Origin of the sequence: Vreelandella andesensis (genome assembly GCF_003989795.1) — a bacterium.
Classification (GTDB): Bacteria; Pseudomonadota; Gammaproteobacteria; order Pseudomonadales; family Halomonadaceae; genus Vreelandella; species Vreelandella andesensis.
This window is the reverse complement of the sequence record NZ_RZHG01000030.1, coordinates 214246-234902: the sequence shown is the minus strand read 5'-3', so window position 1 is coordinate 234902 and position 20657 is coordinate 214246. Positions and strand designations below refer to the sequence as shown.

The window sequence follows — 20657 nt, the reverse complement described above, 5'->3', positions numbered from 1 at the left end:
CTTAGCGGTTGTGGTATTCGTCACGCAGACGCTGATATACGTCTGGGTTTTGCTGTCGGAGCGCGGAAAGCTCACCGGCGTCCATTTGGTCAAACTTTTTCGTGACGGCCCCGCCGCCGCTCGATCCAGGAGCACCGCCCCCAGACGCCTTGCTGCCATCCACCAGAAATGGATAGGTTTCACTCAAATACTGGCCCAATCGCTTAGCGTCCCACGCCTCGCCATCAGGCCCGTTAATCTTGATGCCATCGGGTGTATGGGCAATGTGTTGCATCGCCTCTTTGCGTAGCAGGTTGTAGCGCTGCACGCCACCGGTTGCCTCTTTGTCAATCAGGCCAGCAACTACGCTCTCTGCGGTGGTCGTGCGCTTACCGTTAGCCACCTCATCACGCAGCTCTGCTAGCTCTTTATCGCGCTGTTCGCGTTGCTCTCGCTCACTCTTGGCGAGCTGCTCCCATTCTTGGCGCTGCTCTAGCCGCTCGCGCTCTTTGCGCTCAGCGTCGGATTCAAATTCTTTTAACTTCCGCTTTGCTTCGGCGCGCTCTTCGCGCTCCTTGCGCAGGGCTTCTTTTAGTTCAGCCCCATCGTCAATGCCGTCCACTTGCAGCTGATAACCGTCGCCCGCTTCGGCGTAAAGTGCCTGTTGCGCCTCATCCAGTGCTGCAAACTCGTCTTTAGTGATCTTGAACTTCAGCATGTTTCACGTTCCCCGAACGTTGATTCAGGCACGCCCCGCGCGCCCATAAAAAAACCCCGCTCGAAAGCAGGGCTGTAGTGATGTGGTGTTGCTACTGCATGGTTAAATCGTATCGCTGTCGTAGCTGCTCAAGCGTTAGGCTTCTTCCGGCATCGTCGGTGAATTGATCAATGCGCAGCTTGCCGGAGCGGAAAAGTTCGGCACGCCTTGGGCCGAGAACGTCATCAACGAACGCGTCAGGCTGTCGTTTAAGCCAGCCGCCATAGGTGACGCGGGAATCAACCGGCCCATCCATGGAAGCGCGTTGCCCAACGGCTGCAATGCGGTACTCTTCTTTGACGATAGGCCGCATCAGACTGCGGCAGCCATAGTGTGCAGGCGGGCGTGGGCCTTGATTGAGCCTGTACACCTCTCCGTCACGCGAGCGACATACAGCGCTCGTTTTTCCGTCAAGTGTAGAGGTCCACTTCTCGCCTTCGAGAATGTCGCTATTGGCCGCATACACCTCGTTGCGCGCTGCTCCTCCAATACCATTCGTTGCGGTGCGTATCACTGTCTCTGCTTGGCGTCGGCTGCGCGTCGTGACCAGCTTGGCAACGTCACGCGACATTTGTTGCTGTGTGCGACCCTCTAGCACACCTGCCTGCACGATGCGCAGCGCATCACGGCCCACTGCCTCACTAAACTCATCAAACATGGCGGGAATCGTCAGCCGCTTGATCGTATCGCCGCTAACGAGCTGCATCTGGCGGCGCGTGGTAATCGCACGCACCATATCCATGTTAATGCCTTCGGCAAGGTCAACGCTTACCGCTGCACCGAGTAGCCGCTGTGTGAACTCGACCTCTTGTACAGCGAAGTCTTCAAGGTCTAATACCTGCTGAATGCCATCGGTTGCCGTAGCGACAAGCAGCTGAATATCACGCTCAAGCGCGACCATGCGGCCCATGGCGAACTCGGTAGCATCACCGCCTGCAATGCGCTGCCGTAAATCCTTGGCGAGCTTCCTGATAGCGGGCATAGCGGCTTTGATCTGCGAGCCTGAAAAGCGCTGAACTAACACTTGGTGCCTTATGAGCCGCTCAAGTAGGCGAAAATCGGCTGTCATTGTTCAGGCTCCGAGCATGAAAAAGCCCAGCGCGTTGGCTGGGCTCTTGTGTTTTTGCTAATGGCGTGCGGCTAGCTGAACTCAACTCCGTCGAATGCGCCCATAGCCTCAATCTCTGCCATTGTTGGGTTTTCTGAATCAACCTTCCTAGCCCAATCTTTATAGGCTTTCGTCTCAGCTAGGTATACAGCATAAACATCATCAGGCAGGTCTATAGAGCCATGCAATCGATCTAGGAGCGCGCCAATCACGGCCCACTTAAACACTGGCGATACATGCTCTGTATCTTTGCTGAAACCGTGGAGAGTGTTGGCGGGGCAGCGGGCGGTCCATTCGCCCTTATGATTCCCAAGCGAGGCGTGCGAGACGCTAATCTCTTCCTTCTCAATGACTGCCATCAGCCATCCCGCATCGTTCTTAATGTCTATCTGTCTCTTAAGCCAAAGCCATCTTCCGCGCCCGCTGGAAACGAGTTTAGGTGCTTTGCCTTTCTTTAACTGAAACTCACCAACCCCGGCGGCAATAGCCAGCGCGTAGTTATATGCAGTATCTGAGTGAGTTAGGTCGTTTATGATTACCTTCATATCGAATACCTCTCTTCGATCACCTCGTTTATGGGAGTGGCAGGCGGTGAGGTAACCGCTTTTCGGCTGTACGGGCCTAGCCACTGCATGATTATATCATATGGCGTTTAAGTTAGTGCCGCCTGCCTGCACATCTGCACGCAAACTCTCATCATCACGATCAGAATCAATCAAGCCGTGCTTTCGTGCCCACTGCCAGTAATCGGTGTCGGCAATCAGCCCCCGGTCTAACTCAGCAATGCGAGCCATCACCATTTGCGGGTCTGTGCCTTCTGGGTAAAATTCTTGATTTAGCGCTATCAGAATCTGCTCAAACACATCAGCAGCGGTCATAAATTGCGCCGCGTACTCTAGCGCTTTCTCTAGTGCGTCACCTACGTTGACTGCGACACTAGCCAGGGCGGAGTGCTCAGCACCCGAGCGCTCGCGAACGCCTTCCGCCGTCTCATTGCCGCCCTTGCTGTCAATAAGCCGCGCACCGATAGCCTTCATATCTTCTCGGGCATCAAGCATGTCTTGGCGCGCCATGTCGTGCGGCTGTGCTTGAAGCAATTCAGCCTTGCCGCCTTTGACTTGCAGGCCAAAGCGGCTGCCGTACAAGACGCCCGCCGGGTTAGCTTCCTGAAACTCATGTGTACTCATGTCGCCAATGTCGATCACGAGCATGGGCTGGCCTACCGTGTGCGAGCCTTCGCGGCGATCAGCGCTTGACTGATAGTGCGCAATGTTGGCATCAGCAAGGTCGAGTAATACCGGCTTGTCTGGGGTTTCGTCGTTAGCGACAGCGCCAACAAAGATAAACGGAATCACCGGCCATGCTTGACCGTTCGCCATACGCGGCTCTATGCGCGCCGCTGGCACTTCCTTGTTGTCGCGGTAGACGGTCTGCACATAACGGCCATCTTCCAGCGACAGTACGCGATACTGAAACTCACGGTCACGCTCAAACTGATCGACTTCTTTCTCGTAGACTTCTCTTAGTACCACGAGCGTTAGTGCTTCACCTTCACGCCGCCAGTTAATAATGCTCTCGCTGTCATAACTGCGCAGCGTGGCTTTCAGCCCTGCGGTTTGCTCGCGGGTCAGTCCGTCTTCTGCTTCGGGGTAGTCCACTAGCACCCCGTGACGGCCTGATTTCATTAGCGATGAGGTAATCAGGCGAGCAAATTGCTCCAACGCTAGGCCGGAGCCGTCTGCATCATCACGCATGTACTCGATAACGCTGGGTAGCTCAACGGTCGGTGCTTTGCGGAACACAGCGCCTACTAAGCCTTCATGCGTGCGTCCGGTCACACCGAGCCAGAACGCCCGATTCTTGTAGGCGTCATAGCGTGCCTGGGCTTGCTCACGCTCACGCTCAGGCAATGCGCTGATCTTGCCGGAAGGGTTGGGCAAATAGCGCTCACCTTTGCCCTTAATGGCATCGGTTCCGGCCACAGCATCCCGCACCCGCGATGCGCGGTCTTCGTGCGCTAGGTATAGCGGGTGGAGAGTATCGGCAGGCATGAAGTGTCCTCACATAAAACGGATTGGGCCGACGCTTGCGACGGGTTTGCGAATAGGCATTTCAAAGGCTGGCATATAGCCGGTTGCGTCATTCTGGTGGTCAAAGCCGCCTTGCTTGTCCGGCTCGCCGTTCTTGTCATATGCCTGCTGCTCAAGGCACGCCGCCACGTCGGGGCATTTGCGGTCATTGACCCATAAATCACCACGACTCAGCGCACCGTTAACCGCCATGATGCGATCTTTCACAGGCGGGTTAGCGTTGGGCGCTTTTACTCGATAGCCAGCTTGTTGAAGCAGGGCAATATCAGACGTTGAGGCATTGACGGTCTTGCGACTCTTGCCCGACGCATCGGGATAAATCGTGATTTGATGGCCGACATAGCGATCATCAATGGTTGTGATCAGGCTTGGCGTATCGTAGATGCCGGTAAGCTGATCGACTGCATGCCAGCCATTAGGGCGGCGCACGTAGATCGTGCTAGCCATGGCCCCTACGTTAAAGTCTTGGCCGATGAATAGCGGCTCACCTTGCTTGATCGTCTCATGGCTGCGGCAACGCTCGCGGTCATAAGCGCTGTACACCGTGCCGGTCGTCAGGTTGACGAACTTGCCTTCGATGTAAGCGTCGATCAGTTCAGCGGGGTAACTTTCCCGCAGGCTTTCGATATAGTCTTTGGGCAGATACGGATTTGAATACGTAGACGCCTGTACCAGTGCGTACGATGGGCCGCGATTAGCCACCCAACGATCATGGCAGAACTTAAAGCCTTCCGGCGTGGTGTACGCGCTCGCCTGATTGAACGGTTCAGTCAGCCCCTTGGGGCGCTGTCGGTTACGGGCAATGATCTGGTTCCACGCCTTGCGGGCATGTTCCGTCTTGAGCGTGTCTAGCTCATCCGCGTGGGCGGTGTAGGTTTCATAGCCAACGATGCGCTCAGGGTTATCCAGCGTGCGCATGATGAAGTCGCCAAACCCTGGCGAGCTGGTATAGATGGCGTTGTCGTTCTTGTTGTAGCGGTGAACGACGCCATGCTCGGCTAGCTTGAGCTGAATACGGGGCGCGGTAATCAGGCGCACTAGGTCAAAGGTGGGCGCGTAAAGCCCTACCAGAATCGACGCTGACTGGCTGGCGTCAATCAATGCAGCGCTCGCCATTGTTTCTGATTTGCCCGAACCAAAGCCCGCACAGAAAAGACGATACTTAGCCTTGAGGGTCAGGAACTCAGCTTGCGGCTTCGTCGCCTGTATCTGTAGCGTCCTGCCCGACAATGGCTATCTCCACCTTGTTGACTCGTTGCGGTTCGTCTTCACTGTCGCCGGGTTCATCCAGGTTATACGCTTGACGCTCACCCTTAATGACCTTGAGCTGCGCATCGACGCCCGCATTTAGTGAGCGACTGAACTTGTCGTGGTTGTCTTCGTTGACATCCATCTCTGCCAGTGCAGCACACAGCTTGTCGGAGATGCTGCGCCATTGCGCTAAGCCTGCACGGTGCCTAAGCACGACGCTGGCCGCTTCGGTAGACGCTTCTTCAATGATCTCGGCGTCAGTTCGCAACTGCTCCTGCGAACCAGCTTCGCGAACCTTCTTGCGAACTAGCTTATCTCTAGCCGCTTTCTGAACCTGCTCTGTAAGATCACGCTGCCATCCATGCTTAGTGGCTCGCTTACGGATAGCGGTATCTGATACGCCGTGCTGGTCGGCAATGTTGCGGATAGACAAAGAGCCAGCTCGGAAAGCTGATTCTATTGCCTCCCAATCTGGCTTCTTAGTCATATCGTTACCTTTGCAAAGTTTTACAAGCCGTCGTTTTCATCGTTCATATCGTTACCTATTCAGCTTAATGGCTTTCGTCACAGGCACTTGATAAGCGCTTGTACTGTAGAGCGCATAACATCTTGAGGTGCGACTGTAGAATCATCTCCGTCAAACCTTGCTTGCCATGCGCGGCCTCTGCTGTAGAGCCGATAGCAGACTCAAGTGCGTAATCATCAAAGCAGTTGATCTCGCCTTCCTGAAACTTCATCTCTTCCGAATCACCGCCCATTGCTCACTCCTTGGTTAATACACATTAGAGAGCGCCCAGGAAAACGGAACGCTCTTTGATGCGCATCTACACCACGCCGCGTGGTGACGGGTAGTGAAGCCTTAGCCACGCCTCGACGCGCCTACTTGGTATCAGCCTCACGGTAAAGGCTCGATTGTGTGCGATTGCGCTCACTCTGCACTTCACGCCATGCGCTAATGCCCTTATCCGCCGTGCGTGCGCCAACGTACCCGCCAACGCCTAGCGTCATTAGATTCCATAAAGGCTCTGGCAAGTCGAGCATCAAGCCGACGCCGAACATCGCACCAAGGTACGGTGCCAGCAGGTAGTTGTTCGCAATCACAGCAACAATTACCAGCATCAATACCGGACGCCAATTACGCTGTGCCCAACTCTCGCCCTGCGCCTCTGCGAGAATGATCTGCATCTGTGCTTTTACGATGCTGTCTTTCGAGTCGATCAACTGAGACTGTATTTGCTGTTTGAGGCGATTAGCTTCGTCTTTATCGGTCACAGCTTTATCAATCACGCCGAATAGCGGGCCAGTGATAGCACCAAGCGCTTTAGTGACTAAGTTCATGGCACGGCCTCACAGGTTTTCTAGATAGTTGATAGCGAGGTACGCGACAAAGCTAAGCAACCCGCCCATCAGCACCATTCCGATAGCACCTGCACCAGACCAGCGCCCGTCGCTTCTGCGGGAATCTGAATCCTGCGTTCGCTCTTGTACTGCTTGATGTAGTTCAGCAGCACCGATACGCCTTTCGTGCGATTCCAGCTTGACTCTGTGCGACTCAACCATCGCGCCGAGATTGTCTTGCCGCTCTTCGACGCGAGCCATGCGCTCAAGCACCTGCCCAACGCGGGCATCTACATGCTCAAGACTGCCCTCAATGCGGTCTAGCTGAGTGCGCTGTATGCTTTCGTTAGCCATGACGCTAAGCGACCCCCGTATCTATTTCTGAATAGAGCGAAAGCGCTAAGCGTTCCCCGTAGTCGCTCTCTACCTCGTTACGCAGATTAACGATGCGGTGAAACCAGCCATAAGCAAAATCCTCTTGCCGCTCATCTCGCTCAGCAAGGCCACGGCAGAACGCGATGCGCATACCGTTAATAGACTCAGCTAGTACGTGAGCGCCTGCACCGCCGCGATGCTTTCGATAATCAGCGAGGGCATTTAGCGTAGTGGGGCCAACAGCACCATCAACCGGCATGTCAGCAAACAGCTTGCCGCGACCGTTGAGAACGTTGAGCGTGCGCTGTAGCTCTTGCACTGCTCGCCCTGGGCCGGAATGAACACCGAAGTCGAACAGGTATTCTGCAAGCGTGGCGCTAATGGGCGCGATACGGTCTAAGCGGATGCTGTTCCAGTAGCGAGCCTCATAGATACGCACCGCTAGCGACTTGGGTAGCTTTCGCATATCCCCGTGATAGCCGTTTTCGCGAGCAACTGCCTGGGTGATGCCGTAGTTAGTGGGGCCGCCGCGATCCGACTTGTGATTGATGTAGCCGCCTTCGCGATCAATAACGGCTGCCACCAGCCGCTGCTTTAGACTGGTAGCCATACACACCTCGGAAAACAAAAAGCCCCGCATAAGCGAGGCATGGGAATGGGTTGCCGCCCCTGTCTCAGGGCGAGGAGTAAGCTCGCAGGACGGCATAGAACGCAAAAAGCCCCGACTGATTAGAGTCGAGGCTTTATAATCAAGGGCTGGTGAAGCGCAATTTGTTCAGCGTAGTGAAATACACCTTACTGGAACCTTATTGTGGGGTCAAGGCTTTATGCTGCTTTTTTGTACAGTCGATTAGTCTTTTTGACTACCTGATAAATCGGCTCCATGGCCTCGCTTTCAAGCGCCGCTAGAATGTCGCCTAGCTTTGCCCACTCCTTGTGCCAGCCATCCTGTATCCAGTTCTTAGCGATCAGCCTCACCCCCATGTATTCCTGACAGTAGAAGCACACTTCTAGCGGCTGCCACAGCGGGCGGCTGCCATCCATATCATTGCGCTCCTGCATCATGCGCGCCTGGATAAGAGCCTCTACGCGCTCCTTGCGCGCTTTGCGGTAGGTGGTCCATTCAGGCGTCTTGGCAACGTACAGCGCTAGTACGGCGTCGGCCACGTCATCTAAGTGCTGGTTAGCCGCGGGAGTATCCGCAAGGCTCAGCCAGTGGCCTACAGCGGCCAGCAAAGGCTGCTCACGCTCCATTAGCCGGATAGCTGAGTAAACGGGCGTGTATTCGTCTCCATAGCAGCCGCCGCTCTTAGCGCCGCTTGTCTGCACCTGGCAGCCAGCCTCTTCTAAGTCGGCAGCGGCTTGTGTGCGGATGCCACTCTCAAACGCATTTGCCCAACTCACGCGAGGATTAGAATCCAAATAACTCATACTGCCCCCTTGTGCTTAACCGCTATCTTGCGTGCTTCATTGCCATTCTCTGCGCTGCCAATCTCGTTGCTGGCGTGGTACACCAGAAGTAGATCAACGCCGCTTAGCGTGTACTTGCTTATCCGGTACTCGCCACAGTCGCTGACGATGCAGCGGTCATTGGCGCGGTCTTTCAGTTTCCATTTCAAGCTGCCACCTCCACAGGTATCAGCTCGACCCACATGCCAGTGTCTGCGCTTCGATCCACCTGGGCAGGGCATAACGTCACGTTACGCACGTACTGCTCTGTGTCATCTTTGAGCACACCAGCTTTCACCAGCGCATCCTCAATCAGCTTGGCCGTCATACTGTTATTGCTGGTGTCTCGCTTGCGCGCACCCTTGCCTAGCTGCGGCGTGAACACAAGATCAACGCGGCTGGATATCGGCATACCGATATCGGCTTTGTTGATAGCAGCCTCAACCGCTACCGCGGCGTCGTCTTTAGCCTCCTTACGCTTTGTCCAGTGAATGCCCGCGTATATAGCGTTAGTGCTTGGGCCCAGGTAGGGGATGAATAGGCGCATCAATCCCCCTCGACGCAGTGATGAAAATCAGCTATCAGCTCATCTGCTAAATCCTCAGCAGCAACTGCAAATTGATGACGGGCATTGCGCAGCTCGCGCCAGTTATCTCCACCGCCACTATGGATCATCTGCTGATCGTCTCGACTCGCTTTTGCTTTCGCCAGCCGCTGCCCAGCCTTACTGCTAATCATGATCATGCTGTTGCTCCATTGGCTCGCCCTGGTCGTCGTATCCGTGCGTGATGTATGCCGCAAAGCCGACAATAGCCATCACACCCACTAGCGCTACGGCGGGTAAAATCCAGATGCTCATTGGTCACCTCGCAGGGCTAGCTCGTAATCTTCCCAACGCTGGCAGTAATCACGCATCTTTCGGATTTCGCTTATTAGCGCGTCCTTTTTTCCAGCACGGCGGTTATATTTTCCGATGGTGAAGCGCATAGCCCCGCGAAACTCGTCAGCCGTTGCAGTGCGGGCGAACTCGTCTATCCAGTCCTCGCCTTTAGCGTCCTGATAGCGCGGCTGTTTTTCTAGAGTGGCAGCAACAGGCCCAGCAACCTCATAGCCCGGGTCGACCATGTGCATAGGGAATCCGGTGATGGGGTCGATTTCGCGCTTACTCATAGCTTCACTCCCTTTATGGTCACCACGCCTAGTTCCACTAAGCGGCGAAGCGTGCGCGTCTGTGCGCGACGCATGTAGAACTGCTTAACGTCTGCACGATCCTCGCTTTCCGGCCAGCGACGACGCCCATCAAGTACGTCATGGCACGCTGAACAGCAGAATGCTGCGCTAAGATCGTCTGCCTTGCGGCTCATGCCATGCGACTCATCCGGCAAGTGGGCTAATACGGTTGTCTCGGTGCCACCACTGCAAGCGCCGACAATTTGCAGCGTGCAATGCTCGCCTTTGGCCGCTTGGCGAACATGCTTGGATTCAATGCGCGTTGCTTTAAGCATTACGCTTCCTCTCTGCTAATCATTGCCGACGCCATATCTTCGATTTGCTCAGGCGTGCATTGCGGCCAGTAGCCTTGCGCGATGTACTCACACACGCTTGCTACAAACTTGTAAAAGCGTTCTTGCTCCATTGCGGAGAACGCCAGCGAGCGCGGCTGCTTGCTTTCCAAGATGCCAATGCCGGGTATTTCGGTGCGTGTGACTTCGCACTCGATGCCGCTTTTGAACTGCAACTCTTTGATGGCTTCGTGCTGGCCCATGCCGTTGAAGTCGTCGATATGCTCAGCAATCAATCCGCCGATGGCGTGGGCAAGCCGATGAAAACCAATGTTGCGCGGCTGCTTCATATCAGCCCTGGTAACCGCTCCTGGCTTGTAACCGCGTTCTCGCATAGCTGTCGCATCGGTAGCAGAAGCGGCTACCCAGGCCGCTCTCTGATTGCCGTTATCGTCTCGCAGAATCTCAAGGCGAAGGTGAATAGGCTGCTCCTTACTCATACCCGCCCCCTCTGCATCGCCTTAACGGCATAGCTAACCGACGGCGCTAAATACCCTAATCGGTTTGCGATGCGGCTGTAGTTGTAACCCTTCTGCCATAGCTGCCAGATAGCGTCGTAGTCGAGCTGGTGAGGCGGACGCTTGACGCTCAGCACATGAGCACGCGAGACAACAGCATCAACCGTTCTATCGAGCTTCTTGGCGATCTCGGCAATCTTCCAACTCGCCAGCGGGTAGACTTCGGTGACAAACTCATCTTCCCATTCAGCCCATGGCTCATAGTCGAAAAAGCGCCGTGCGCGGCTAGCTTTGCTCATAACTCACCCCGCTTTCGTAAGTTGCAGCGATGCTGGCGTACCGTGCTGGCTGCGATGCCCCACTTTTTTGCTACCTCTGGCGCTCTGTGCGCAGTCGCAAGGTCTGCTCGGTATTCGTTGTTATCGACAATCGAATAAACGGCGCGATAGCGAGCGCCTTTCGGCTTCTTAGTTGATACTGGCTTTTGTGCTAGCTCGAAGGCTGTGAGCTTCATACCTGCACCCCCGTAGACTCAGCCATCCGCTCTAGCTCGTTGCGGGCGTAATACGTCACGCCTTGCGGTGTACTGCACTTAACGACGCCGTTGGCGAATTCGATGCGCACAAAGATGCCTTTGGCGCGTAGCTGTGCGAGTTGCTTGATAGAGAGCATCATGAGAACGACTCCTCATAGTGGCGCGGAGCGAGGTCTTCAAAGCGAGCGTTGGCAAGTCGAGAAGCAACATGGATGGTGTCGGTGCGGCCTTCGCGCTGCTTACCGATGATGATTTCGGCAATGCCTTTGCTATCAGGGTTATCAGGGTGATAAACCTCGTCGCGATACAGGAATAGGATGGTGTCAGCCTCTTGCTCGATAGCCGATGAATCCTTGAGGTCACCCATGTTTGGGCGCTTGTTCGGGCGGTCTTCCAGCTTCCGGTTAAGCTGGGATAGCAGCATTACTGGGCAGCTAAACTCTTTGGCGATTGACTTGGCACCGGCAACTACTTCCTCAATAGCGCGGTCATGGCGTGAGCCGTAGTCGCCTTCAATGCGAACCTTGCCCAAGTAGTCGATCATCACAAGGCCGATGCGCCCATGGCGGTCGTAAATCTCTTTGGCCTGGGCGCGTATCTGGCTGATCGTGCGGGGCGTTTCGTCATTGATATACAGATTCGACTCTTTAACCTGCACAACTGGGAATGATAGGCGTGACCAGTAGGCGTCTATATCGTTGTTGCGCGGGTCATAAAGCACTGCAAGAGGGATGTCGCCAATACTGGCAATCAGGCGATTAAACAAAGCTGGCCGCTTCATCTCTAGCGACTCCACCAGCACCGGCGCATGGGTGTTTAGTGCAGCGCGAAGGCAGTTCATCATAAAGGCCGTTTTGCCCATTGATGGGCGACCACCAACGATCACTAGCTCATTGTCCTTCATGCCCAGCGTGGCCTCATCAAGCTCTTTAAGCCCGTAAGGCAGCCCCATTGCATCCTCATCACCGTTTGCGCGGCGATCAAGCGGATCGACAAACTGTTCACCCAAGTAGTCAGCAGCTCGAAGTAGCTGGTTTTTACGGCTGCGACGCATCGCTTCCAGGCGGCTAACGGCCTGCGTTATCAGCGTGTCAGTGTCTGATTGGCGGTCAGCGAAGGTAGCCTCTGTTTCGGGCATCAAGTCAGCTAGACGGCGGCGCTGGGCTAAGTCAGCAACAATCTCGGCGTAGGCTTTCGCATTGTTTGCGCTTGGCGTGTTGCGGGTCATTTCCGCCAATGCCGCCATGCCGCCAATGTCATCAAGCACGCCGATAGATTCCAGGTACTCGCTAATCGTCACGATGTCGGTGCTACCGCCTTGTTTAGCGGTATTGATCAATGCGCCCCACACCACGCGATGCTCGTAGTGGTAAAGATCATCGGTCTTAACGATGTCGGCTAGCTCGGCAATCAAATCCGGCTCAATAAACGCGGAGCCAATCACGGACGCTTCAGCGTCAAAGCTAAACAGGTTCATGCGCGCCCCCGATAAGATTCCCAGTTGAACAAAACGACAGGGCTGGTCTCGCGTAAACGGTCAACCACGCGCTCCCCAAGCCATGCACGGAGGTCTTCGCTCATAAGGTTGGTGATAATCACCGTGGGGCGGCATTCGTCGTAGCGGCGGCCTAGCAAGGCGTAGATCAGGTTCAGCTCGTTATCAGAGCCTTTACCCACGCCGATTTCGTCTAGCACGAGCAGCGGTGTGTCTGCGTATTCAGCGAGAATATCGGCCTCTGTCTCGCCGTTGCCTGAGTAAGAAGCGCGAACGCGGGAGAACAGCGCAGGGGCGGTTACGTAGCGCGCCTTGACGTTATGGGTGCGGGTAGCCACGCGGATCAAGCCAACGGCTAGGTGGGTCTTGCCAGTGCCCATGTTGCCCATCATGATCAGGCCGTCACCGCTTTCCAGCTTCTCGCCCAGGTGCTTGGCGTATTCGCACACCAACTTGTGCGCTGCTTGCTGGCTATCGGTCTCGCTCACATAGGTTCTTAGCGTGGCCGTTTGCAGGCGACGCGGCACGCCAGCGGCTTCAAGCATGGCTTGGGCTTGCAGGCGGCGTAGTTCTTCTGGCTGGTCGACGGCGCGCTTAGCTTCATGGTCAGCAATAGCCGCCCTTGAGCACCCAGGGCATCCAGTCCAGCGGGGTTGTCCCAGGTTCAGCAGCACCGATTCATAATCACCGTGTGTTTCGCAGTGGGCGCGCTTCGTTTCAACCACGCCCATGATGGGGTTAGTGGTCATAGCGAATAGGCTCCATCAGCGCGTTGGCGTAACCCAGCGGCGTTGGCTTGATCCAGGCCAGTGTGCTTGGGGCGGGGGCGATTGTCGTAAAGGCTTACGTTGGTAGGCTTGCGGTCAAAATAGCCAATGAACTGCTCAACGTGTTTGGCATCACGAAGGATTAGCTCTATGTCGTCATAGCGCTTGTTTTGAGGATTCTGGCCCATGTGGTGCGCGGAAAGCGTACAGCCGATGATGGCCTGCTGCACTTGAACCATGCCGTAATCAGTCAGAGCGGTCTTGATCTTGGTGCGGCGCTTGTTGTCCAGCTTGGTGGTTCTGGTCTTTCCTAGCTGCGTTTTCCAGAACTCAAATACAGCCGTCACGTCGTCAGACGAGACAAGGGGGTTCTCACTCTGAACCCCTAAACCTGAACCCCTAACCCCTGAACCCCTCTCTTCATTGGATCCTGAATACCCCCCTTTTGTATCCTGACTAGGGTTCTCATTGGATCCTGAATACCCCCCTTTTGTATCCTGACCACCAAAGGCCTCTTGGATAGAGCGCTCCATAAATATGCGACGCTCCACCGTTTGTTTTCCGTCGCGAATCTGTTCGACGCGAATAAAGCCCTTCTTTGTAAGAGAAGAAATGATTGCTGAGATACGTGGCGCGGATAGACCGAAAAACTCAGCCATCTTCCGGTTAGATTTAAAGCACCCGCGACCAGGGTGCTGAAGGCTATCAATCTCAACTAGCATGAGCTTTTCTTGAATGGATAACTCTTTGGTCATCCATAACTCTGCGGGTATCCACACCCCGCGGAATGCTCGATGTTCGCTCATTTTTTACCTCCTTCAATAACCAGGAGGCTTAGCTCAGACTGCCTAGCGCCGGATAAATGGTTGTTTATCTGGCTGGGCGAGATGGAGATTCTTGTAAAGGCATGAAAGCTTTCGTATTTACTCGGGTGGTATTTATCGCTATGCCATGAAGACAGGATGCCTTTTAGCCCTATTACGCCTAGAGATATCTCGCAAATCGCCTGCTCAACAGGCATTGCAAAAAACTCTCTGCTTTGATTAACCCTAAAATCTGCCATCGCATCATGAAAATCAGCCTCAACCTCTCTCGGGGATCCGACTTCAACGTAATATTCAACTGCAAACGGGCAAGGGATAGAGGTTCCTGCGCTTAACTCCATAGCGCGTGCGTGCGGAGACCTGTCAGTCATACCTACCTTGACAATTCCAGGCATGGCCGGGTTAGTCATTACATAAACAAATCCGATTCCGGCCATTTTTAAACCCCCAGCTCGTGAGTGATGCGGGAAATAAACTGCTCGTAGGTTTCAACGAGCGGAACACCAGAACGCTGCAAAGCGCGGCGCTCTTTCTTGGCGAACTCGTAGCGCTCCCATTGATGCTGGCTAGCTTGCTGATCTTCGTTATCCATGCTTTAATTCCTTCAACACGTTGTGTATTTAAAGCCCGGTTCTCGCTCCCCAGCGCGCCGGGCTTTTTGCGTTTAGGCTGCTTGCTTGTGCTCAGCCTCTTCCTTTGCGAGAAGCTCTCTTAGCTCCCCTACTTTCATTCCTGCCATACGTGCAATAACTCGCTCGTAGTGGGCGCGGCGCTTCTGTGCGTTACCTCTGCGAACTGGCAATCCTTTTTGCTTCCAGCTCACCACCGCAACGTCTGTCACACCGCACTCTCTGGCGAGTCGATTGGTTCCAATCGAGTCGATGATTTCTTTAAGCATCATAGCGTTCCGGTTTAATAATTGCTTGTATAGTGCGCAATTTAGCACGTAAATGGCGAACGAGCAAACTAAACGAGCGCAGCGCTTGCTAGATTTCAATGCTTAGGCCAGAATAGAAGAAAGGGCTTACTAATTAGATTTCGAGGCGGTTAGATATGCGACTAGAACCAGATAAAAGGGAGCTTTTCGGGGAGCGCTTGAAGCAAGCGTGCGCGGCTAAATACGGCAAAGAGCACGGCATGGCGTCGCGCCTTGCGGAAGATATGGACGTTTCTGCGCAGACAGCTAGTAAATGGTTGCGCGGCCTGGTTGTGCCGGATGTTGATAAATGGGCAGAGCTAGCTGCCAATTTAAATGTTAGTGCGCAGTGGCTAACCGGATCAGTACACGAGCAGCCTCATTCACTGCGTCATAGTGGAGATGCCGATGCTAAAGCTGTCGGACAAGCGGCTACCATTGTTTTCCCGCTAGTGCAGCGCCTAAAGCCTGAAATAAGCCAAGACGAATTAGATGGACTAATGAAACAGACCTACGCCCAACTGAAAGCGAAGCGCGACCCAGCCGCTATATCGGGTGATATTGCCAACAAACTGCTTTAAAAATTCTCATTAAGCCCCTGGCCGCCTGCTAGGGGCTTTTTTTTGCCTATAAAGGTTTAGTTTTTGCACGACCTCTGCTAAAAATGAACTAGTTTTAGCGGTTGGATTTTAACCATCCAGCAGCTAAACTGTATATTCATACATTCTTTTCACACGGAGGTTTTATGCAAGAGGCGGTGGACGATCAGTTGGTAGCGCGCATGGCAGCAGCAATAGACTTTTTACTTAGTGAAAGCGAGGATAAAAAAGACGAATAACGTAGTCGGCTTTTACTAAGAAAGGCTCAGCTTTTTAGCTGGGCTTTTTTTATTGCCATTTTTGCTAAATTACGCCCTTGACGTGCTAAACATCGCGTGCTAAATTTCAACACATGGAAGCGCAGTATGAACACCGAAACGGAATCACCGGATGCTGACCGACCAACAGCAGGCTCTTTAAAAATCAGATAAGCCTATCCGCCCGTAGGGGATTGCATCTCACGAGAGGTCGATAGGAGTACGCCTGCCTGAGGCTGTTGAAGTATCAGGCCATCTTGCAGCGCCTTCTTTGAGGGCGTTGCGCGATGCGAAAGCATCACTCCATCGTGGCAAGGCGCGGTAAGGCACGGCGTGGCGAGGTCTGGCCTGGCTAGGCAAGGGCTGCAAAGCGTACAGCGTCTATAACGGGCGCTGTGCGGTGGGTAGCCACCATTGAGGCGTGCTCAGGCCGGGTTAGGTCGGGCGTGGCGCGGTGCGGCAGGTCTAGATGAGGCAAGGGCTACAACGTAGCGGTCTGGCGATTCAGAGAGTCGCCTTTCCGGTGCGAAAGCATCATGCGGCTTGGTTCGGAATGCCTGGGTGAGGCTTGGTTAGGCCGGGTTTGGCAAGGGCTGACACAGCGTGTAGCGCTTTCATTGAGAGCGTTATGCGGTGCGAAAGCATCGCGGGGTTAGGTGGGGCGCGGCAGGGTATGGCACGGAGTGGCAGTGCAAGGCAAGGGCTGGTTTCAGCGGTTGGCATCCGGTTCGGGTGCCCTCCGGTGTATTCAGCATCACCGCAAAGCACAGTGCAGCGCATACGGCGCAAGGCACACGCAGCGGACAACAAGGAGTGACTTTCGTGGAAATCATCAAGGTAAAGCTAACGGGCGCACGCCCCCTTCTTATGCACGCTGACATTTTCGCTGATCCGCTTAACCCGCTGACTAAGGCGCACAAAACGCTAACCGGCAAGCGCAAGAAAACGGATGACGATCACGAGCTGATCGCCAAAAGCGAGTGGCGCGGCGGCATGTACTTCGATGAAAAACTGGGGCCATACGTTCCCGGCGTCAACATCGAAGCCAGCATGATTGCAGGCGGCAAGCTGAGCAAGCTAGGCACGCAGCTTAAGCGCAGCGTTGAGATTATCGACGACAAGTGCAAGCTCGAATACGACGGGCCACGCACCGTAGAAAAGCTATGGAATCAACGGTTCTATGACGCCCGCTCGGTGAAGGTTCAGACAAGTCGATTAATGCGCTACCGGCCTATTTTCAATCACTGGTCGCTAACGTGCGAAGTAGCGTTTGATCCTGAGTCAATCGACAGGCAGCAGGTTATCAAGTGCCTGCAAGATGGCGGCCAATATTGCGGCATTGGTGATTATCGCCCGAAGTTCGGACGCTTTGATGTGGAGGTTATGCAATGACAGTCGCACAGCACTTTCCCGTACAGGGGTGGAGTCTGGGTCTAACGGTTGATCGGTTCATGCAATCCGACTTTCAGGATGGCGATTTAGTTAGCCACGACTGGTTGCGATGGGCGCTTGATATTAACGATCAAGCGGTGCGTGAAAACGAGTTCATCTTGCTAGAGCGTATGGATGCGTTGAAAACGACTCTGCTACACGATCACCAGATTGCCTTGCAAAACGTGCGAGGGCGCGGTTATCGACTGGTTCCGCCATCAGAGCAAGCGCGATACGCAGCTGAGGAAGTAAGCCGCTACATGAGCAAGGGGCTGCGCAAGGCTAACTCACTCCTAACGCATACGCGCCTTAATCAGCTGGATACCGACGAAAGGCGACGCCATACGGACACGGAGATCCGCGTTGCCGCCCTCTCTGGAATGGTTGAGAAAGGCAACCGTGACGTATTTGCCTTATTTAAGGCTAGTCAGTAAGACGCCCACCCCTGGCGTACAGGGGTCGTGATCCGCTACGTAGTGCGGTGTAGAGCCTGCCGCCTGGGCTGAGAATACAGGCGGCATCGGCAAGGGTTTGGCCCGTGAGAATCGCTCACTCATAGCGCCTTGAGCAAGGCGCGTCGGCAACCGAGCCCTTTCCGATGTTATTGCATCGACTCCTACCCTTTTGCCCGCCCACGCGGGCTTTTTTATTGGCATGGCACTTCACTGAGCTGCCATGCCCGCGCTGCTTCTCTTCTATCAATGTTGGCACTGCGAGAGTTGCAGAGGCAGCGCGCCTAATTCGAGAGAGGTGATTATGAGTTCTGATATTGCAGTGATCAAAGAGTTTGCAGAATCGGGAATCAGTATCCCGGCCAGAATGGCAATCGAGCTACTCAACCGACTAGAGGTTGCAGAGCGTGAGCGCAATCAAGCGCATGGCGTTATCGCTGCGGTCGTTAGCGAAATCCCGCACCGCGATAGCAGGAACGGCAATGCTCCCGGCCATAGCCATTCAGTTCCGGGTGTTTGGGATTACGACAACGGAGCGCTGGCTGGAAAAAAATGCGGCTGGTGTGCGGTGTGGCAAGAAGCAGAGAAGATTGCTGAAAGCCGAGGTAAACCATGAGAGCCGCCTTCATCCTGCGCAAACAGCGCGGGCACATCATCACCCCACTGCCCCATCTGGGGCTTTTTTGTAGCCGCAAAAATGCTAAGCGAGCCGCTAAGCGTTGCGGTTTTCCTATTGAGCTAATCAAGAAGGTAACGCGCTATGACCACGCGAACACTTAGCCTCGCTGCCCTGTTAGTCGTCACCGGCAGCATGGTGCTAGCCGCCAACTTAGACGCCGCTGACGAAAGACATCTGCACCGCACCTACTGCGCAGACGTCGCAGTCTGGCAAGCCGAAGCGGCACGCGGCATTGACCCGCTGCGCAGAACTGGCCATCCCGATTATCGCGGCATTGCAGAAGAGCATTGCCCAGGACTGAGGCCCGCAAAATGAATACAGCATACGCAGTACCGGATCAGAACGCCGTCCGCTTCCCTCAATTTGACCCGGACCGTGAGCTGACGCCCGAAGAAGCGCTTGATGATGGCGAAGTATGGGCAGCGGATGAATTCGTCGCATGGATGCGTGAGCCGGATCAAGAGCAAGAGCTTTACGACTATCTGCTTCAGGAGTCTGACAGCTTGATCGTACGACACTTGATTAAAGCGTGGAGCGAGAAACGCCAACGGGGTGAGCTATGAGCGAGTGGAAAGTCACCGGCGGGCACTTTGATAGCGCTAGCCGTGGCGTGTTTACGGTAACCAAAGGCACTAAGCGGCTGGACCATCGCGAGCAAGACGAATTAGAGGCACTGCTAGCTGGATGGATAAGCGTTGATGAGCAGCTCCCCACTAAAGGCGAGGACGTTCAGGTTTATTGCAGCGATACGCGAGAGCAACTGGTGGCGTTTTTGGTGACCAATGGTCGGTTCCAGTTTGGAACTTACCCCGTGAACAGTGAGTTTAACGGCGTGCTTCTTTGCAATCCTACTCACTGGAAGCCGCTAGCTGCGCCGCCCGCCAACTAAAAAGCCCGCTTACCTGGGCAAACAGGTAGCGGGCCAAGATCAACGTCGAGAAGATCAGCTAAGGAGTTTATATGAGCAATGCAGTTGCGACAACACAAGAGGCAGCGCTATCCGTTGAAGCGCCGCGCAATGAGGCCACCGCCATCATCCAGGTGATTGAGCGGGCCGCGATGAATCCAGATGTGGACATTGACAAGATGGAGCGCTTGCTGCAAATGCAGGAGCGCGTCATGGATCGACAGGCCTCCGCCGACTACAGCGCGGCAATGGCGGCCATGCAGTCAGAAATCCCAAGCATCACTAGACGTGGCAAATCGCATAACGGCAATTACGCGAGTCTTGAGGATATTGTTGATGAGGTGCGCCCTATCCTCCAGCGTCATGGGTTTGCGGTCAGCTTCCGCGTCAAGACTCTGGATAGAGCCGTTGAGGTCACCGGCGTATTGATGCACAGAGGCGGGCACCGCGAAGAAACGGCAATGATTTTGCCTGCTGACACCAGCGGTAGCAAAAATGCAGTCCAGGCCTTCGGTAGCTCTACCAGTTACGGCAAGCGATACGTGATCTGCTCGCTGCTCAATATCACTACACGCGGCGAAGATGATGATGGTGAGTCATCAGCGCCTACCAAGCTAGTTACATCCTTCCAGTCTGCGCAGATAGCTAAGGCGCTGGCCGCATGCCCAGAGACTACTCAGGAGTGGTTTGCATCAAATTATGGCGACGCCAGCAAAGTGCCGAAGGCCAAGTTCGATAGCACCATAGCGCAGCTAAGCAAGATCGTTGCCCAGCAGGAGACGGCTAATGCAGGTCATTAAGGAGCTAGAGCAAGGCACTGAGGCTTGGCACTTAGCCCGCATGGGCATCGTGACCATGAGCGAACTTCAATGCTTGCTGGTTAATGGCAAGGGGCCGTCTGGCTTTGGTGCCGGCGCTATCACTTACATGAACCAGCTTATCGGTGAGCGCATCACTGAGGAACCCTCCGACGCCTTCCAGGGCAATCGCCACACCGAGCGCGGGCATTTATTGGAGCCAATGGCCAGGGAGCTTTACACCGAGCGCTACGGGCTGGAATTGGAGCAAGTGGGCATCATCCTTAACTATGGTGCTGGCTACTCCCCTGACAGCTTGATTGGAAATGATGGGCTGGCAGAGATTAAAACGAAGCTACCCAAGTTTCAGGTTGAAGTGCTGTTGGATGGCGAGATTCCCAAGGAGCATATCGCCCAATGCCAAGGAGGGTTGTGGGTCAGCGAGCGCGAATGGATTGACTTTATTAGCTACTACCCAGGCATGCCGATGTTCGTTAAGCGAGCCTACCGCGATGAAGTGATGATTCGCAAAATCAGCGAGCGCGTAGAAGCGTTCTACGAAGAGCTAGACAAACGAATGCAGCTAGTCATGGCTGCCTAATAGCCCCGAAAGGGGCTTTTTAATGGAGTA

General features: G+C 54.6%; 37 protein-coding genes. 9 read left to right on the top strand and 28 right to left on the bottom strand.

The features are described 5' to 3' along the window. Position 1: 1 nt before the first annotated feature. The 27 genes from ELY33_RS17165 to ELY33_RS17050 form a co-directional block, all read right to left on the bottom strand. Positions 2-697 (bottom strand): hypothetical protein, encoded by a 696-nt coding sequence (locus tag ELY33_RS17165; RefSeq protein ID WP_126949122.1) that lies wholly within the window; start codon positions 695-697, stop codon positions 2-4. 91 nt (positions 698-788) lie between these two features. Next, positions 789-1805, bottom strand: a complete 1017-nt coding sequence (locus ELY33_RS17160; RefSeq protein ID WP_126949121.1) for a minor capsid protein — start codon at positions 1803-1805, stop codon at positions 789-791. A gap of 71 nt (positions 1806-1876) precedes the next feature. After that, entirely contained in the window at positions 1877-2389 is a 513-nt protein-coding gene (locus tag ELY33_RS17155; protein ID WP_126949120.1) for a hypothetical protein, read from the bottom strand. A gap of 96 nt (positions 2390-2485) precedes the next feature. Then, on the bottom strand, positions 2486-3895 hold the full coding sequence (locus ELY33_RS17150; RefSeq protein WP_126949119.1) for a DUF4055 domain-containing protein: 1410 nt from the start codon (positions 3893-3895) through the stop codon (positions 2486-2488). Positions 3896-3904: 9 nt separating this feature from the next. Beyond that, complete coding sequence (locus tag ELY33_RS17145; RefSeq protein WP_126949118.1) at positions 3905-5164, bottom strand: phage terminase large subunit family protein; 1260 nt, start codon at positions 5162-5164, stop codon at positions 3905-3907. After that, positions 5118-5672 (bottom strand): hypothetical protein, encoded by a 555-nt coding sequence (locus ELY33_RS17140; protein ID WP_126949117.1) that lies wholly within the window; start codon positions 5670-5672, stop codon positions 5118-5120. Before ELY33_RS17140 ends, ELY33_RS17145 begins: the two co-directional genes overlap by 47 nt. A gap of 64 nt (positions 5673-5736) precedes the next feature. Then, positions 5737-5943 carry a hypothetical protein gene (locus ELY33_RS17135; RefSeq protein WP_126949116.1) on the bottom strand — a complete coding sequence of 69 codons (207 nt, stop codon included), beginning with the start codon at positions 5941-5943 and terminating at the stop codon, positions 5737-5739. A 121-nt stretch (positions 5944-6064) separates the two neighbouring features. After that, on the bottom strand, positions 6065-6523 hold the full coding sequence (locus ELY33_RS17130) for a 3TM-type holin (protein WP_126949115.1): 459 nt from the start codon (positions 6521-6523) through the stop codon (positions 6065-6067). Between the two features lie 9 nt (positions 6524-6532). Continuing rightward, on the bottom strand, positions 6533-6877 hold the full coding sequence (locus ELY33_RS17125; protein ID WP_126949114.1) for a hypothetical protein: 345 nt from the start codon (positions 6875-6877) through the stop codon (positions 6533-6535). 4 nt (positions 6878-6881) lie between these two features. Next, entirely contained in the window at positions 6882-7508 is a 627-nt protein-coding gene (locus ELY33_RS17120; RefSeq protein WP_126949113.1) for a glycoside hydrolase family 108 protein, read from the bottom strand. Between the two features lie 215 nt (positions 7509-7723). After that, on the bottom strand, positions 7724-8329 hold the full coding sequence (locus tag ELY33_RS17115; protein ID WP_126949112.1) for a hypothetical protein: 606 nt from the start codon (positions 8327-8329) through the stop codon (positions 7724-7726). Then, entirely contained in the window at positions 8326-8517 is a 192-nt protein-coding gene (locus ELY33_RS17110; protein WP_126949111.1) for a hypothetical protein, read from the bottom strand. The genes ELY33_RS17115 and ELY33_RS17110 overlap by 4 nt, the downstream gene beginning before the upstream one ends. After that, on the bottom strand, positions 8514-8894 hold the full coding sequence (locus tag ELY33_RS17105; protein WP_126949110.1) for a RusA family crossover junction endodeoxyribonuclease: 381 nt from the start codon (positions 8892-8894) through the stop codon (positions 8514-8516). Before ELY33_RS17105 ends, ELY33_RS17110 begins: the two co-directional genes overlap by 4 nt. Further along, the gene (locus ELY33_RS17100; RefSeq protein ID WP_126949109.1) at positions 8894-9091 is read right to left on the bottom strand and encodes a hypothetical protein; all 198 of its coding nucleotides are present in this window, start codon (positions 9089-9091) and stop codon (positions 8894-8896) included. The genes ELY33_RS17105 and ELY33_RS17100 overlap by 1 nt, the downstream gene beginning before the upstream one ends. Next, positions 9078-9206 carry a hypothetical protein gene (locus ELY33_RS18295; protein ID WP_279629885.1) on the bottom strand — a complete coding sequence of 43 codons (129 nt, stop codon included), beginning with the start codon at positions 9204-9206 and terminating at the stop codon, positions 9078-9080. The genes ELY33_RS17100 and ELY33_RS18295 overlap by 14 nt, the downstream gene beginning before the upstream one ends. Next, positions 9203-9517: a DUF3310 domain-containing protein gene (locus ELY33_RS17095; RefSeq protein WP_126949108.1), complete on the bottom strand. Its 315-nt coding sequence runs from the start codon at positions 9515-9517 to the stop codon at positions 9203-9205. The genes ELY33_RS18295 and ELY33_RS17095 overlap by 4 nt, the downstream gene beginning before the upstream one ends. After that, the gene (locus ELY33_RS17090; protein ID WP_126949107.1) at positions 9514-9852 is read right to left on the bottom strand and encodes a nuclease domain-containing protein; all 339 of its coding nucleotides are present in this window, start codon (positions 9850-9852) and stop codon (positions 9514-9516) included. Before ELY33_RS17090 ends, ELY33_RS17095 begins: the two co-directional genes overlap by 4 nt. Next, positions 9852-10349 (bottom strand): hypothetical protein, encoded by a 498-nt coding sequence (locus ELY33_RS17085; protein WP_126949106.1) that lies wholly within the window; start codon positions 10347-10349, stop codon positions 9852-9854. Before ELY33_RS17085 ends, ELY33_RS17090 begins: the two co-directional genes overlap by 1 nt. Beyond that, positions 10346-10666, bottom strand: coding sequence for a hypothetical protein (locus tag ELY33_RS17080; protein WP_126949105.1), 321 nt, complete (start codon positions 10664-10666; stop codon positions 10346-10348). The genes ELY33_RS17085 and ELY33_RS17080 overlap by 4 nt, the downstream gene beginning before the upstream one ends. Continuing rightward, the gene (locus ELY33_RS17075) at positions 10663-10881 is read right to left on the bottom strand and encodes a hypothetical protein (protein ID WP_126949104.1); all 219 of its coding nucleotides are present in this window, start codon (positions 10879-10881) and stop codon (positions 10663-10665) included. The genes ELY33_RS17080 and ELY33_RS17075 overlap by 4 nt, the downstream gene beginning before the upstream one ends. Further along, entirely contained in the window at positions 10878-11042 is a 165-nt protein-coding gene (locus ELY33_RS17935; RefSeq protein WP_167470113.1) for a hypothetical protein, read from the bottom strand. Before ELY33_RS17935 ends, ELY33_RS17075 begins: the two co-directional genes overlap by 4 nt. Further along, a complete protein-coding gene (locus ELY33_RS17070; protein WP_126949103.1) occupies positions 11039-12379 on the bottom strand; it encodes a replicative DNA helicase in 1341 nt (446 codons plus the stop codon). Before ELY33_RS17070 ends, ELY33_RS17935 begins: the two co-directional genes overlap by 4 nt. Beyond that, the gene (locus tag ELY33_RS17065) at positions 12376-13146 is read right to left on the bottom strand and encodes an ATP-binding protein (RefSeq protein WP_126949102.1); all 771 of its coding nucleotides are present in this window, start codon (positions 13144-13146) and stop codon (positions 12376-12378) included. The genes ELY33_RS17070 and ELY33_RS17065 overlap by 4 nt, the downstream gene beginning before the upstream one ends. After that, the gene (locus ELY33_RS17060; protein WP_126949101.1) at positions 13143-13970 is read right to left on the bottom strand and encodes a helix-turn-helix domain-containing protein; all 828 of its coding nucleotides are present in this window, start codon (positions 13968-13970) and stop codon (positions 13143-13145) included. The genes ELY33_RS17065 and ELY33_RS17060 overlap by 4 nt, the downstream gene beginning before the upstream one ends. Continuing rightward, positions 13967-14425, bottom strand: coding sequence for a GIY-YIG nuclease family protein (locus ELY33_RS17055; protein WP_126949100.1), 459 nt, complete (start codon positions 14423-14425; stop codon positions 13967-13969). Before ELY33_RS17055 ends, ELY33_RS17060 begins: the two co-directional genes overlap by 4 nt. Before the next feature lie 2 nt (positions 14426-14427). Continuing rightward, positions 14428-14580 carry a hypothetical protein gene (locus ELY33_RS17930; RefSeq protein ID WP_167470112.1) on the bottom strand — a complete coding sequence of 51 codons (153 nt, stop codon included), beginning with the start codon at positions 14578-14580 and terminating at the stop codon, positions 14428-14430. 72 nt (positions 14581-14652) lie between these two features. Next, positions 14653-14889 (bottom strand): hypothetical protein, encoded by a 237-nt coding sequence (locus ELY33_RS17050; RefSeq protein ID WP_126949099.1) that lies wholly within the window; start codon positions 14887-14889, stop codon positions 14653-14655. A gap of 152 nt (positions 14890-15041) precedes the next feature. Between ELY33_RS17050 and ELY33_RS17045 the strand changes: the two genes are divergently transcribed. Continuing rightward, positions 15042-15485 carry a helix-turn-helix domain-containing protein gene (locus ELY33_RS17045; RefSeq protein WP_126949098.1) on the top strand — a complete coding sequence of 148 codons (444 nt, stop codon included), beginning with the start codon at positions 15042-15044 and terminating at the stop codon, positions 15483-15485. Between the two features lie 809 nt (positions 15486-16294). On the opposite strand, the gene ELY33_RS17040 is transcribed toward ELY33_RS17045, so the two are convergent. Beyond that, on the bottom strand, positions 16295-16540 hold the full coding sequence (locus ELY33_RS17040; RefSeq protein WP_126949097.1) for a hypothetical protein: 246 nt from the start codon (positions 16538-16540) through the stop codon (positions 16295-16297). A 42-nt stretch (positions 16541-16582) separates the two neighbouring features. On the opposite strand from ELY33_RS17040, the gene ELY33_RS17035 reads away from it, so the two are divergent. The 8 genes from ELY33_RS17035 (at position 16583) to ELY33_RS17000 (ending at position 20627) form a co-directional block, all read left to right on the top strand. Then, positions 16583-17152 (top strand): hypothetical protein, encoded by a 570-nt coding sequence (locus ELY33_RS17035; RefSeq protein ID WP_126949096.1) that lies wholly within the window; start codon positions 16583-16585, stop codon positions 17150-17152. After that, positions 17149-17625 (top strand): hypothetical protein, encoded by a 477-nt coding sequence (locus ELY33_RS17030; protein ID WP_126949095.1) that lies wholly within the window; start codon positions 17149-17151, stop codon positions 17623-17625. The genes ELY33_RS17035 and ELY33_RS17030 overlap by 4 nt, the downstream gene beginning before the upstream one ends. Positions 17626-17947: 322 nt before the next feature. Next, positions 17948-18259, top strand: coding sequence for a hypothetical protein (locus ELY33_RS17025; protein ID WP_126949094.1), 312 nt, complete (start codon positions 17948-17950; stop codon positions 18257-18259). A gap of 144 nt (positions 18260-18403) precedes the next feature. Further along, positions 18404-18637 (top strand): hypothetical protein, encoded by a 234-nt coding sequence (locus ELY33_RS17020; RefSeq protein ID WP_126949093.1) that lies wholly within the window; start codon positions 18404-18406, stop codon positions 18635-18637. Continuing rightward, positions 18634-18885 carry a hypothetical protein gene (locus tag ELY33_RS17015; protein WP_126949092.1) on the top strand — a complete coding sequence of 84 codons (252 nt, stop codon included), beginning with the start codon at positions 18634-18636 and terminating at the stop codon, positions 18883-18885. The genes ELY33_RS17020 and ELY33_RS17015 overlap by 4 nt, the downstream gene beginning before the upstream one ends. Continuing rightward, positions 18882-19211: a DUF551 domain-containing protein gene (locus ELY33_RS17010; RefSeq protein ID WP_126949091.1), complete on the top strand. Its 330-nt coding sequence runs from the start codon at positions 18882-18884 to the stop codon at positions 19209-19211. Before ELY33_RS17015 ends, ELY33_RS17010 begins: the two co-directional genes overlap by 4 nt. Positions 19212-19282: 71 nt before the next feature. Next, complete coding sequence (locus ELY33_RS17005; RefSeq protein ID WP_126949090.1) at positions 19283-20029, top strand: ERF family protein; 747 nt, start codon at positions 19283-19285, stop codon at positions 20027-20029. Continuing rightward, positions 20016-20627, top strand: a complete 612-nt coding sequence (locus ELY33_RS17000; protein WP_126949089.1) for a lambda exonuclease family protein — start codon at positions 20016-20018, stop codon at positions 20625-20627. The genes ELY33_RS17005 and ELY33_RS17000 overlap by 14 nt, the downstream gene beginning before the upstream one ends. Positions 20628-20657 lie beyond the last annotated feature (30 nt).